The following is a 12,701-nucleotide window of genomic DNA, read 5'->3' on the forward strand; positions in this document are numbered from 1 at the left end:
TGACAACAATAAATAGAAACAAGTATTTATGAAAAGCCGATCGCCCTTCACCCTCACCCTCACCATCATCTCAGCAATTGTAACCACCATCGTCCCAGCAGTTTTCGCCCAGCGACAGCCATCAGCCAACGAAATCTACATCGATAAAAATTGCCAGCGCAATCACCAACTACCGCAACTTGAAAGATTCACTGTTTTCAGCAGAAACGAATTTACAACTAACGGTCAAAACTATTTGTTCTACGCCGCCCGCTATCTAGACGGAGCCGTGCTTTTCTGTACCTCAAAACCCAACTTCAACCAACCTAAACCTCTAACAGCAAAACAAATACAATCCCAATTTATTGACAAAATACTCCGAGACCCCAACAACAAAACAGCCTTTATCATCGCAGTCAGAGAAGGAAACGGCCCCGAAGCACCAGTGACAAATTACGGCTTAGAGTTGAGCAATGTCGATCGACCAAAACTCACCTCCCTTTCCATCCTACAGCAGCGGGGAACCCTCAAAGACGGCGCCCCCAGCGAACACAGCTTTCAAGGACGGGCAGGTCAATCTATTACGATCGACCTCAAAAGCAGAGCATTCGACCACAACATAACACTGTTCGACACCAGCGGCAAAAATATTGCCCAAACAACAGGTAACTCCCAGAATCTCCGAGAGTCTCAACTCATCGTCAAATTGCCTAGTAACGGCACTTATAAAATAGTTGTTAAAGGAGGCGATCGTACAAGCAAAGGTACTTACACATTAAGCGTTAATTCCAATCAGCTTTAACTCAATTTAAACCAACCGCTAGGCAAACTCAAACACAGGTGTTTCAACCACCCTAATAGGCTTTCTATCTTCCCAAATCATTTTCTGCAACTGTTCCACAGTTTCCGGCGAAAAAAAACGCTCTCCCGTTTCCCCACACACTCTAGCAGGAACGTTTTCAATGAGAATAAACTTACCATTGACTTCAAGCGTGTAAGTTACTTTTTGTTTCACCATTGTTTCTTTCCGGCATATCATATCTATAAGTTAACACAACAGCAAAAATTGTTAACCAGTGGCGGAACCAACCAAACATCAGCCAAGATAGAAACAACGCCATTCCCCCAATCGCCATGACAGACATCAACCAAATAGCGGCCGCCCTAGAGGGTAAAGAATACAAACAAGCTGCCCAACTCATCAAAAAACTACAAAAAGACTCCCCCGAAAATCCGTGGGTACAATACTATATCGCCCGCTACTACGAACTCACCAACAACCTCGAAAAAGCCCAAACAACCTATAAACAAATACTCCGCGACATCACCAACCCCAAAATCGTCTCCCAGACCCGCCAAGCTATTCAACGGGTTGAAAGCGCACAACAAAACCTTCGCCAACAAGCCATAGAAACCGCCAAAAACGACCCCAGCAACCTCGAACCCGGACTCCTTATCCTCGAACCCGTGAGTCCCGAAAACAAACCCGCCGCCATTCAAAATATCAGCAGAATCTTTAAAATCGACGCCTACACAACCCGGATGCAAATCCAAAGCCGCGGCTGGAGACTCTACAAAACTGGCCCCATCGCCGAACTCCGAATTTATGGTCAAGAACTCCTCAACGCCGGCATTCCCGTATTTTGGGCAACCCTAAGCGATATTCAAAAAATCCAAATCTTCCGAGTGCAACACTTCCAGTCTCTTTCTTCCCCAGCCGTTGTTTGTAAAGATAAACTCGATCGACTCGGTGCGATCGAATTTAGCTGGTCAGAAGTTACCCAAAGAGTAGAAGGCTTGTTGCCGATGTTCATCGAAGTCATGGACTACTCCCCCAACCGAAGAAAGGAGCAATTTCGCCACAGAGAAATCAGGCAAGATTACGCTCAAATCTGTGACTTACACATTCCCAGCAGAAACTGCATTCTGCGAATTTGCGACCAAAGTTACGAATTTCAACAAGGAGTTGACTTCACCAAAGCTTCGGCTGATCTCCCCACTTCACCGAACCAGAAAAACAAAACATCCAGAGTCAAAAACTCTCCACAAATTCCTCAAAGTACCACCAGAATTAACTGGAATAACTTACTGGAAATATTAGATCGCCAGCTTGACGTTACAGTTTGGTCAGAATTTACGCCCTTTGCCGAGACAGTGCTCGATTACACTAATATGTTGAGCAAAATCGAATCTCATATAGAAGTCGAGCGCAAATCCGAAACTCCTTGGGACTCAGCTTTTCAGCTATACAGCGGATTAGCTTTCCTCAGAAACCAAGAAAATAGGGAATAGAACAAATAGTTAAAATTAAAAATGAGGAATCCCATTTTTAATTTGTTAACGTCAGCATTGGGAATTATCCAATGCCCAATTCCCTATTATCAATTCCCAAATTCCTACTTCATTTTCACCTGACGGGCCATTTCCCGGAAATTGTTCATGCTAGGGCCGGGGGTGCGACGACTTCCATTTGGTGTCGGCATTAAATTATTAGGAGCAAAAGTCCGATTCGGTTCAGCTTGACTCGGCACTTTGCCGTTAGTTGCTGCAGCAGTCGGTACCTTCACGGGTTCCGAATTATTAGCAGGAGCGCTAGCGACTGGTTCGTTTTCTTTCTTAGACTTTTTCTCTACCTTAGCCTTCTTAGCCGGTTCGGACTTCTCAGACTTCTCAGACTTAACAGGCTCAACTTTTGTCGGTGCGATCGCCACAGGCTCAGCCTTCGCAGGCGCAACTTTTGCTGGTTCCTTCGCTCCCGATTCGCCCAAATCTAGGAAATATTCAGACTTTTTCAAGCCCAACAGTCTGCCAAAAAAGCCGAAAATACCGCCGAAGAAATTTTTGATAAAACCAAACATTAGACTTACTCCTTTTGTTCTTTTAGAGAAATTTGTACAAGCTTGTCAACAAAGTTAGATTACGAGGTAAGGCAACTTTTGTCTACATTTCTTCATCAAAATTTACATTTTGCTGTATCTAAGCTGCCTCATCAAAGCAAATTTTAGGTATAAATACCAGCACGCCTTTGCACTTATTTACAAGTATCTCAGAATTTGTTAGGGATTCCCACTCATTGTCGATCGTACCTCGATCCGATTCGCTAGCTGTCCTAGTAGGGGTAAAACTCCCTAGGGGAGTGATTTATGCTGTAATCAGCAAGCAATTTTCTTTTCAAATGAACAGTTCGCTCGATCGCAATCCCGTCATCCTCCTACACGGCATCTGGGACACAAAGATGATTTTCAGCAAAATGTCCGCCCGCCTCACCGAACTCGGATGGTCAGTCCACAGCCTCAACCTCACCCCCAACGACGGCAGCCTCAGCCTCGACTTACTGGCAAAGCAACTAGCAGACTACATCTCTGAAACCTTCGATCCAGAACAGCCTTTAGACATAGTAGGCTACAGCATGGGCGGCATCGTCAGTCGCTACTACGTCCAGCGACTCGGAGGAATCAACCGCGTACAGCGTTTCATCACCCTATCTTCCCCCCACCACGGCACCCTCACAGCCTATTCCCTACGCCTACCAGGATACCTGGATATGCGCCCCGATAGTGGCTTGCTGCGCGATTTAAATCAAGATGTGACAATGCTCAAACGCATAAACTTTACATCAATGTGGACGCCATTTGACATAATGATTGTACCCGCGAACAGCTCCCAAATGCCAGTAGGTAAAGAAGTTAAAGTCAACGTTTTGCTGCACCGCCAAATGGTGACAGAACCCCTAAGTATTAACGCAATAGTTGAAGAACTCAAAGCACCTATAGAAAATAAAATTCCTACTTAAAAATGAATAGCAATTTCAGCCGCAACCCAGTCTTGCTAATTCACGGAATCTTCAGAAAATCGGGAATTTTTCACAAAATGTCTGCCTACCTCACCCAACTAGGATGGTCAGTCTACACCCTCAATCTCTCACCCCATTGGGGCAACGCCAGCATAGACGAATTAGCCCAACAAATAGCAGATTATATAGACAAAACCTTTGCGCCAGAACAGCATCTAGATATAGTAGGATTGAGCATGGGCGGTTTAGTAACTCGTTACTACCTGCAAAGGTTAGGTGGCATTAACCGAGTGCAGCGCTTTATTGCCATATCTTCTCCTCACAGCGGTACTTGGATGGCTTACACTCTCTGGGGAAAAGGCTGCATCCAAATGCGTCCTGGCAGTGCTTTTCTGGAAGATTTAAATCGAGATGCGGCCTTGTTGGAAAAGCTCAATTTTACTTCGATTTGGACAGATTGGGATTTCATCATCGTACCCGCTTCTAGTTCCCAAATATCGGCGGCCAAAGAAGTAAAATTGTCTGTTTTCGCCCATGCCATGATGGCGAGGCATTCCAGCAGTTTAAAAGCGGTCGCTGAAGCACTCTCAGAACCATTGAAAGTTCATGCTTAACCGTTTGATTCATTTTTGTATAAGGTCAAATTTTGTAGGGCGGGTTTGACCTACAATAATTGCCTAAAACCAACAATCTTGTAAACCAGCCCCCAGGAACACGGCAAATCGCTACCGGACTAGATAAGTAGCTAGACAAAATTAATTACATAGTTTTCTCCAAATTCTTTCAGGATTTTTTCCACAGAGGTAACAAAAGTACCCCAATTCTTGTAAGCAGATATCTCAATCCATTCATACTTAATAAACCGCCATAAAATTTCAATTAAATTTAATTCTGGAGAGTAAGAAGGCAACTCAAAGAGAGTAATATTACGTTGTTTCCACTCTTCAAGTTTGTCAACAATAGCATCACTGGTATGAATAGAAGCTTGATCAGTGACAATCACCGTTGGCTTATCTACGGTGGGAAAAAAAGCCTCAATACAGGCAATAACCACATATGAATTAATACTTTGATATGAAATATAAGTTTCAAGATGGTTATTTCGATTCATAATTCCTAGTACATTTATTCGCTGACTACGACGACTAGGAATTGTTAAATATTCTCCGATTTCCTGCCAGCCATAGGGGACACAAGGAATCAAACAAAATCCCGTTTCATCCAAGTAATATAAATCAATTTTACCCTGTTCATCCAATTGCTTTAATTCTTCTAATTGCGCCTTTTTCTCTTGATATTCCTGGGCGGGAGGCGTTCCTGCCACTCCTTTTCGCATACGATGCCAACTCATATTTAGAGTTTTTAGTATTCTTTTAATTGTTTTTGTACTGGGAGTTAGGCCCCAGGTCTCTTGAACTTTTTGGCTAACATTTTTTAATTGCCTTGGTTCTTGTTTAGCCCACTCTTTAATTTGGGCTTTCTGCGAAGAGTTAAATAGTGGCTTAGAACCTCTTCCTGGTTTATTATAAAGTCCTATCATTCCCTCTAATTCCCACCGATTGAACCAGTTATAGAGGGTCTTATAACTTATGCTGAAAATATTCATTAACTCTCCTTTTTTTACTCCCTGCGAAGCTAATATGAGGCAATGTGCTCGTTGACGTACCTGATGATGTCGGCTTTGGCGATAAATTCGCTGTAACAATTTAGACGAAAGAGGGTTTATTTCTCTGATAAACATCATATGAAACTGTAATTAACTCATAATTTTGCCGGAAATATCATTCTACTATGTATTTGTGTAATTAATTCTGTCTGACTACTTATCAAACAGCATCGCCAACTTCAGCGTATTCGCTGCGACCAAAAATTGCTTCAGCTTCACAATAATACTTGAACTCAAGTATATTGTGGAAAGGGTCTTCTAAGAAGAAAGTACGGTGTTCTGTAGGCAAACCGACAAATCGCCGTCTCGGTTCTTGATAGAAATTTAAGTTATTTTGCTGGGCTTTTTCTAGCAACGCTTCCCAGTCAGCTTCGGAAGTAAAAATTAACCCAAAATGCCGGGGATAGATGCCTCGCTGAGGCGCCAAAGGTTCGCGGCTGACGTGGGCGACAATTTGATGCCCACACAAACCCATAATCGCAGAATTTGGCGATTCGCGACCTAGTTCGCAGCCGAGCCCGTCTACATAGAACGCTTTGGTTTGGGCAATATCGGTCACGGGGAAGGCAAGATGAAATAAGACTTGGTTCATGGAGGTACTAAATGCAGAATTCAGAATTGTTCTTTAATTATTTATCTTGGTCTAATCCTTGGTTGGTGGCGATCGCCCTAAATACATTTTTACTCGCGATCGCCACCATTGCTCCTAAAAAATTGCTCACTCCCGCTGGGCAATTTCACGGCTGGGTATTGGGCGTCCTCATCTGGGGCTGTTTGGGATGGCAAGGCTATGCTGTCGTGATGTTTTACTTTCTTGTCGGATCGGGAGTTACCCGCATCGGCAAAGCTCAAAAAGAAGCAGAAGGCATAGCCGAAAAGCGTTCAGGCGCCAGAGGCCCGGAAAATGTCTGGGGTTCGGCTTTAACCGCTACTTTTTGCGCTTTGGGAGTTTTGGCATTATCTATTTTAGGAGAGACAGGCAAAATGTCTGTGCCACAAAATGCTATTTCCCTGTTATTGCTGGGTTACGCGGCGAGTTTTTGCACCAAACTTTCCGATACCTGCGCCAGCGAAATCGGCAAAGCTTACGGAAAGCGGACTTTTTTGATTACCAGCTTGCAGCCTGTACCTAGGGGTACGGAAGGGGCAGTTAGTTTGGAAGGAACGATCGCAGGTATTGTCGGCTCAATTTTGATCGCGCTTTTGAGTTGGGCCGTCGGTTTAATTGACTTGACAGGAATTGTTTTTTGTGTTATTGCAGCTTTTATTGCCACGAATATCGAGAGCGTCATTGGGGCGACGGTGCAATCAAAGTTTGAGTGGCTGACGAACGAGGTGGTAAATTTTTTCAATACGCTCATAGGAGCGATCGCAGCGATTATTTTAGCGGCGACCTGGAGAGCTTTTTTAGCTTAGTTAATCCCGGACGCATTCGCGACCCAATAAACCTGGTTTTTTACGATAATTCAAAGGATTAACGCAGTATTTTTGGAAAAAAACCCGGTTGCGCCGCCCAGGGCTATTAGCTATTAATCATTAGTTATGAGTCTTAAGCAATCAACTCATGACTAATGATTAATAGTTAATCAAACTAAGCGTCGTCTTGCGGCCCAAAAACCATTTGTAAAATCATCGTCGGTTCGCCCCGCTTGTGATAGCGATCGGCCCAATTGCGAATAATTTCATCTAATTCCTCAAGGGCTTGGTCGAGCCGTTCCGGCGGAATATCCAAAGTCTCCATAATTCGCATCACATTTGGTTGTTTTTCCGCCCAATCCTTCATCAGCCGGAAATATCTAGCCGTATCCTCAACCATAGTAAATGTCCGCTCTTCCTGCTCTGCGGGAGAGTAAGTAGCGCGGGTGAGGGCATAAAACGGCATTCCCCAAGGAGAATCAATGCGAGTTACTGTCCCAGAATAGATCAAGCGCCGCTTAATGTGTTCTGCTAGAGCTTCGCTCAAAGGCATTCGCCTTTCTGGAGACATATCTTCTTGCGATCGCCTATGCAGAAACTCGATCAACTCCATAAACTGAAAAGAATTGATCAGTTGAGCGTCTGGCGGATTAGGAGGAATCTTGCCTTCAAGATATTTTTTTTCATCTACAGTCAAATTGTTTCCCGGAATGCGAGGGCGTCCCGGCATCCAACCATACTGTTCCAGCCAGACATAAGGAAACTGAATCAAATATCTAGGTTCTTGCGAGCCCAACATTTTCAGCAATTTTCCCTGAGTCAGAGCTTCCCGGACTTCTTCAACTATCACCTTCACCCGTTTAGGCTCAATGTGATGCAAGTGTCCGGTCATCCGCAGGTTGTTGTCCTGCTCCATATAAGTCATATAAATGGCACACTTAGCCGCCGTTGCGGCCGCGTCTAGAAACGCCCCGTGCCTGTGCCCACTGGTTCTCATGGCGCTAAACGCCAGATATAGCATGATCTGATCCATTGCACTAGGGCTGAGGCTTTTGACCAGATCCAAAGAGTCATTTTTCATCACTATCCCCGAAATAGCCAAATTAGGAGGCATTTTGTCATCCTCCATTAAATTATTGCGAGAGCGCCGAATCAAGCATAGCCGACTGTCGCCGGAAAGCTTGCCAGCTACCCTAATATTCAGGTTAGTTAATTTCCCTGAGGTAACAGGGGCATGGGCTTAAAGGCTATCCACACCGCATAAGTGGTTCTTATTGGTGGCCAATTTAAGTAGATTGCTGCACCCTCTGCGCTGACAGTTTACCTATATATAAGTTAGTTATCGCAAGTTAATTATAGTGCAGCGGTTGAAAATTAAACCCTACCTGTGGGGGGGAGAAGGTAAATAACTGTTGCGATGCCAGGAATTTGAGGCGACTCCGAGCCCCTAATTCTTGAATAGTCATGGATGCCCAAACCCGGTTCGATCGACTAAAATAAGGCTGTTGCATAATTGCGGGAAGATTTTGATGGTTTTGTGGGATGGGATCTCGTAGCCGATCCGCTGTATTTTCACAGCAGGCGGGACACCCCACAAGAATCCTCCTCAAATTGTGCAATGCCACAATAAGGCGTGGAGGGCGAGGGATATCGTTTGAAAAACCCAGATGATCAGAGCCCTGTGGTTAGTTCCTGTTTAATTGAAGCGTTTTCAATACAAAACCGCCACATACTAGAATCTCTCTCTAGGTACATGGCGGTTTCCCGTTTATATGCTATCATATCTCACAAAAAAAATAATTTCCTCAGAACTGTCCACAAAAAGTGCAGTTGTCGCTTAAGCTGAAAAACTAGAATCCCAGAAAATCCGATCGAGCGATCGAATGAACGGCCCGAAGCCACTCAGTTGTGGTCATCACTTGCGTCCAGTGTCATTAGAAATCTTGTAGCGGATGAGTGTAAACTGTAGGCTCAGTAAAATTTCTGCGTCTGCCCCTCTCAGCAGGGCGATTGCCCCTTTGTTGAGTTTGGACTGACAACATATATTGGGCGGTGGCAGTTTCGACAATGGGGAGTGGAGATTCAAAAGCTTGAGCGGCGCTGGCACTCAAGGTAATGCCCAACAGGCTCAGTAAAGCAATTGCAGTGTAGGTTTTCATGGGTAGTATTCGTATCAGTATCTATTTAGAGATACGACATTACCCAGGCTGATCAGGATTAATTTCCCTGAAATTATCAAACTATAGAATCAGGAATCAGGAATCAGAAGGAAGAATCAGAAGGAAAAAGGAAGAAGGAATCAGGCTTAAGTTAAGCTATCTCGCATTTAAATTGTCTCCTAAAATCCTTGTATAAAAAGCGGAAAATTATCTTTCCCTCTCCCTTTCTCACCCTCTACCCCTCCCGAAGCAACAGACACTTTAGATGCGTAGCATCTGATCTATGAGAACTGTGAGAAGTCGATGTAAAATGGAATAAATAAAATCTCTGGCTTCAGTAATAAAAAAAATCCTAATTGCACTACCCAGAAGGTTGCAATAATATACAAAACCGCCAAATACGAGATTCAATCTCTCAATAGATGGCGGTTTAAGGTTTATATGCTATCATCACTCACATAAAAGAAGAGCCTAATGACTGTAAACAAGAAATGCAGTGGCCTTGGAAACCTGAAAAACTAGCCTCCCAGGAAATCAGATTGAGCGCTCGACACGGGCGGCAGAAACTAACTCAATAACGGAAATCGATTTCGTCCAATGTCATTAAAATGCTTGTAGTTGATGAGTGTAAAGATTAGGCTCACTGAACTCTCGGCGTCCGCTGCCTCTTTCTGGAGAACGATCGCCCCTTTGTTCGGTTTGGGCGGATAAAATGTATGAAGCGGTGGCAACTTCCAGCAGTCCGACGAGGGATTCAAAGGCTCGAACGACAGTGGCGCTCAAAGTAACGCCCAAAAGACTCTGTAAAGCAATTGGTGTGTAAGTTTGCATGGGGTTAGTATCCGTGTCATTGTCTATTAACTGATACGGACTCTCCCCGATCGATCAGGATAAATTTCTGTGAAATTTTCGGATCTCTGCAAAAAACCTTACCTCTTCAATTCTACTGATTCCGCCAGCAGCCAAGCACCTGCCGAATTCAGCCTGCCCCATACTGTCAGAGGCTTTTCGGTTTCGCAACTGTGTAAAAATCTGTCGGTTTCCGAGTCCAAAGTCACGAGTTGCCAAGTTTGACAGGTTAAGGATGCGGGGCTTGTCAGCGTTAGTGTCCAGTCTTGTTCGCCGAGGCGACGGAAAATGCCAGAAAATTGGCTGTGGGTATTTGCTGTTTGACTGCTTTGTTTCTCTACTGACTCCTGACATTCGCCGCTGGCGGGATATGCTTCAGGCCGATCGAGATAATAGCGTTGCCAATCCAGCCAGTCCGAGCGAGCCCGTGTCAAATTAAATAAAGGAATAACCGCCGCACTCGCCTCGGAATCTTGCAGCAAAGCTTCTTGCAAAACTCTCACCGGCAAATCCCGCGGCTGACATCCAGATTCCGCGCACAAAGCCGCCGCCATCCCTGCAGCCTGTCCAATATTCATTACCGTCGGTTGCAAGCGAGTTGCACCGTTGGCGATGTGAGAGACGGAAATATTTTTTTCGCAGACTAGCAAACCGTCTGTACTCGCAGGAATTAGCGCGCTGTAAGGAATGGTAAACGGAGTTCCCGTCCAGCGGCCGCCCCAGCGGATCGATTTTGGCTGCAAGGGAATGTCGCCACTGGTGTAGTGGTGATCATTGGCATAGTTCCCGATCGCAATTGTTTCACAAATGCCCTCAGAATTTATCGGCAACTTCGCGACTCTTCCACCGACAATAGGCAAAATATCTTGTTCTCTGACTGTACTTATCCCTCGCAAGCGCCGACTTTCTCGGTAGTAAGGATGTAAGGCAAAGGAAGAAAGAAGGGAAGAATTTTGTTGATTGTCGATCCTTGAAATCGGGAAAATATTCTGTGCTAAGCCGTAGCGGTGGCCGAGTTGCGTTTGAATGAAGCGGGCGAAACTTTGAGTGTGCCAGAGACTTTCTTGCAGGAATTCTTGTCGAGATGCTTCAGATTTAATGAGTCGATCGACTCCTTCACCATAATCATTACCTCGAATCGGCCAATTAATCATCAACAATCCCCCTGGCAGCCTGCCGTAATTGAGAAATTGTTCGGGAGTGTAACCGTCCCAAGCACCGAGAAATCGATCGGGATTGTCAACAGGCGGCGCGGGAATTTCTGACCCGGCCGCACCTTTACCAAAATCCTGCATGATTGCCACCCAAGTCGGAGCTTGCACCGAATAGCTCTCTGTGAGATCATTAGAGGCGATCGGCGCGCTGGGTTCTCCCCACTCGACTTGGAATTCCCAACCCCAGCGGTGCCCAACTTGCGCTAAAGCCAGCAAATCTCCCAATTCCGTTGCATCTAAAGTGATTTTGGCCGAAACCGTAAAATCTGCAAACTGAACGCCAGAAATGCGATCTCCTTCATACAGCACATCTTGAGCTTTTTGTCCAGAAATCCAGTGCAAGTTCGGCAAACATTTAACCCAATCAGCGAAAATATCAGCACCGGTGCGGGGATCGTAAGTAAAAAAACTTACCCAGCCCCAATCCAAACCTCCCGGCTGTCGCTGCTGGAGTTCCCGCAAAAACGCGCCCCACAAACCGGTTTGAAAAGCTGCTAATTCATTGCCATCGGGGGCCGAAACGCCAGCCGAAGTCAGCATTCCTCCCAGCCAGGGGAATTCGCTTACTAAAATTGTTTTGGCACCTCGGCGGGCTGCTTGCACGGCTGCAGCGGTGCCGCCGGTGCCGCCACCGACTACCAAAACATCTGCTTTCAAAACGGAAGACATAGGCAATACCATTTGAGATTGGAGATTTGAGATTGCGAAAGGCTCAGTCAGGTGATCCGTGCGGTTAACCCTGTAGATAGATGTTCGGCGTTTGTCATTTTGGCATAATGTAAGCTAACGTGTTCCGTGCGTACCCTGCGGATAGATGTTCGGCGTGGGCGATCGCGAATTGAATTTTACTGTGTAAAGACTTGACAAATAATAAATCGGGAATTATGCAGCGAGCGCACAATTTTGTTACTAAGTGACCGCAGGAGCGATCGCAAATTTTGATTTCTCATTTTTGGCGCGTAAATATTGCCAATATGACACCGCGAGTAACGATAATAGAAAAAAGGGAACAGCATCTATAAAGTTTTACGTCTTAATAATTTCCCAGTTACTAATTAACGGCTGAAAATGGAAAAAGGTTTTATCCTATGGTTCACCGGGCTGAGCGGCTCCGGCAAGACAACTATCACCAAAGCTCTCGAACCTGAATTGAAGGCAAGAGGTTGCAAAGTGGAAATATTAGATGGAGATGTCGTTCGCACCAACTTGTCAAAAGGTTTGGGATTTAGCCAAGAAGACAGAGATACTAATATTCGGCGGATTGGATTTGTAGCTCACCTGCTGAGCCGCAATGGAGTAGCCGTAATGACCGCAGCTATTAGCCCATACAGAGCAATTCGCGACGAAATTAGAGCAATGGAGCCCAATTTTGTTGAAGTATATATCACAGCGCCGTTAGAAGTTTGCGAAGGTCGCGATGTCAAGGGGTTATACGCTAAGGCGAGAGCAGGAGAAATTAAGGGTTTTACGGGAATTGACGATCCTTATGAAGAACCGCTTAATCCTGAGATTATTTGTTACACAGAGCGAGAAAGTGTGGAAGAGAGTGTTAAAAAAGTTCTGACCAAGTTAGAACAGTTGGGTTACATTTGATGTTGGCGGGGTTGGATGAGGATAGGGGCAAA

At 45.1% G+C, this 12,701-nt stretch carries 15 protein-coding genes; 6 read left to right on the top strand and 9 right to left on the bottom strand.

Annotation, left to right across the window (positions count from 1 at the left end; all coding sequences use genetic code 11):
• Positions 1-28 precede the first annotated feature (28 nt).
• Positions 29-781, top strand: coding sequence for a PPC domain-containing protein (locus QUB06_RS03420; protein WP_333434117.1), 753 nt, complete (start codon positions 29-31; stop codon positions 779-781).
• Between the two features lie 18 nt (positions 782-799).
• Here the strand turns inward: QUB06_RS03420 and QUB06_RS03425 are convergent, their stop codons facing one another.
• Positions 800-1,018 carry a YgiT-type zinc finger protein gene (locus QUB06_RS03425; RefSeq protein WP_333434118.1) on the bottom strand — a complete coding sequence of 73 codons (219 nt, stop codon included), beginning with the start codon at positions 1,016-1,018 and terminating at the stop codon, positions 800-802.
• 95 nt (positions 1,019-1,113) lie between these two features.
• Here QUB06_RS03425 and QUB06_RS03430 point away from each other — a divergent pair, with 95 nt between their 5' ends.
• On the top strand, positions 1,114-2,271 hold the full coding sequence (locus tag QUB06_RS03430) for a tetratricopeptide repeat protein (protein WP_333434119.1): 1,158 nt from the start codon (positions 1,114-1,116) through the stop codon (positions 2,269-2,271).
• Between the two features lie 104 nt (positions 2,272-2,375).
• On the opposite strand, the gene QUB06_RS03435 is transcribed toward QUB06_RS03430, so the two are convergent.
• Positions 2,376-2,837, bottom strand: coding sequence for a hypothetical protein (locus tag QUB06_RS03435; protein WP_333434120.1), 462 nt, complete (start codon positions 2,835-2,837; stop codon positions 2,376-2,378).
• A gap of 317 nt (positions 2,838-3,154) precedes the next feature.
• Here QUB06_RS03435 and QUB06_RS03440 point away from each other — a divergent pair, with 317 nt between their 5' ends.
• Together QUB06_RS03440 and QUB06_RS03445 are read left to right on the top strand one after the other, a co-directional pair.
• On the top strand, positions 3,155-3,772 hold the full coding sequence (locus QUB06_RS03440) for a triacylglycerol lipase (protein WP_333434121.1): 618 nt from the start codon (positions 3,155-3,157) through the stop codon (positions 3,770-3,772).
• Positions 3,773-3,774: 2 nt separating this feature from the next.
• The gene (locus QUB06_RS03445; RefSeq protein WP_333434122.1) at positions 3,775-4,386 is read left to right on the top strand and encodes an alpha/beta fold hydrolase; all 612 of its coding nucleotides are present in this window, start codon (positions 3,775-3,777) and stop codon (positions 4,384-4,386) included.
• Positions 4,387-4,517: 131 nt separating this feature from the next.
• Here QUB06_RS03445 and QUB06_RS03450 read toward each other — a convergent pair whose 3' ends face one another.
• Complete coding sequence (locus QUB06_RS03450; RefSeq protein WP_333434123.1) at positions 4,518-5,516, bottom strand: IS630 family transposase; 999 nt, start codon at positions 5,514-5,516, stop codon at positions 4,518-4,520.
• 82 nt (positions 5,517-5,598) lie between these two features.
• A complete protein-coding gene (locus tag QUB06_RS03455; protein ID WP_333434124.1) occupies positions 5,599-6,030 on the bottom strand; it encodes a VOC family protein in 432 nt (143 codons plus the stop codon).
• Between the two features lie 11 nt (positions 6,031-6,041).
• Between QUB06_RS03455 and QUB06_RS03460 the strand changes: the two genes are divergently transcribed.
• Complete coding sequence (locus QUB06_RS03460) at positions 6,042-6,854, top strand: TIGR00297 family protein (protein WP_333434125.1); 813 nt, start codon at positions 6,042-6,044, stop codon at positions 6,852-6,854.
• Between the two features lie 175 nt (positions 6,855-7,029).
• Here the strand turns inward: QUB06_RS03460 and hetR are convergent, their stop codons facing one another.
• The 5 genes from hetR to QUB06_RS03485 form a co-directional block, all read right to left on the bottom strand.
• A complete protein-coding gene (hetR, locus tag QUB06_RS03465) occupies positions 7,030-7,935 on the bottom strand; it encodes a heterocyst differentiation master regulator HetR (RefSeq protein WP_333077431.1) in 906 nt (301 codons plus the stop codon).
• Positions 7,936-8,203: 268 nt separating this feature from the next.
• Positions 8,204-8,365 carry a hypothetical protein gene (locus tag QUB06_RS03470; RefSeq protein WP_333434126.1) on the bottom strand — a complete coding sequence of 54 codons (162 nt, stop codon included), beginning with the start codon at positions 8,363-8,365 and terminating at the stop codon, positions 8,204-8,206.
• A gap of 423 nt (positions 8,366-8,788) precedes the next feature.
• Positions 8,789-9,013 carry a hypothetical protein gene (locus tag QUB06_RS03475; protein ID WP_333434127.1) on the bottom strand — a complete coding sequence of 75 codons (225 nt, stop codon included), beginning with the start codon at positions 9,011-9,013 and terminating at the stop codon, positions 8,789-8,791.
• A gap of 603 nt (positions 9,014-9,616) precedes the next feature.
• The gene (gene patX / locus QUB06_RS03480; protein ID WP_333142683.1) at positions 9,617-9,844 is read right to left on the bottom strand and encodes a heterocyst-inhibiting protein PatX; all 228 of its coding nucleotides are present in this window, start codon (positions 9,842-9,844) and stop codon (positions 9,617-9,619) included.
• A gap of 98 nt (positions 9,845-9,942) precedes the next feature.
• A complete protein-coding gene (locus QUB06_RS03485) occupies positions 9,943-11,745 on the bottom strand; it encodes an FAD-dependent oxidoreductase (protein ID WP_333434128.1) in 1,803 nt (600 codons plus the stop codon).
• A gap of 399 nt (positions 11,746-12,144) precedes the next feature.
• On the opposite strand from QUB06_RS03485, the gene cysC reads away from it, so the two are divergent.
• Positions 12,145-12,669 carry an adenylyl-sulfate kinase gene (cysC, locus tag QUB06_RS03490; protein ID WP_333224077.1) on the top strand — a complete coding sequence of 175 codons (525 nt, stop codon included), beginning with the start codon at positions 12,145-12,147 and terminating at the stop codon, positions 12,667-12,669.
• Positions 12,670-12,701 lie beyond the last annotated feature (32 nt).

The sequence above is a fragment of the Microcoleus sp. D2_18a_D3 genome, assembly GCF_036702455.1.
Lineage (GTDB): Bacteria > Cyanobacteriota > Cyanobacteriia > Cyanobacteriales > Microcoleaceae > Microcoleus.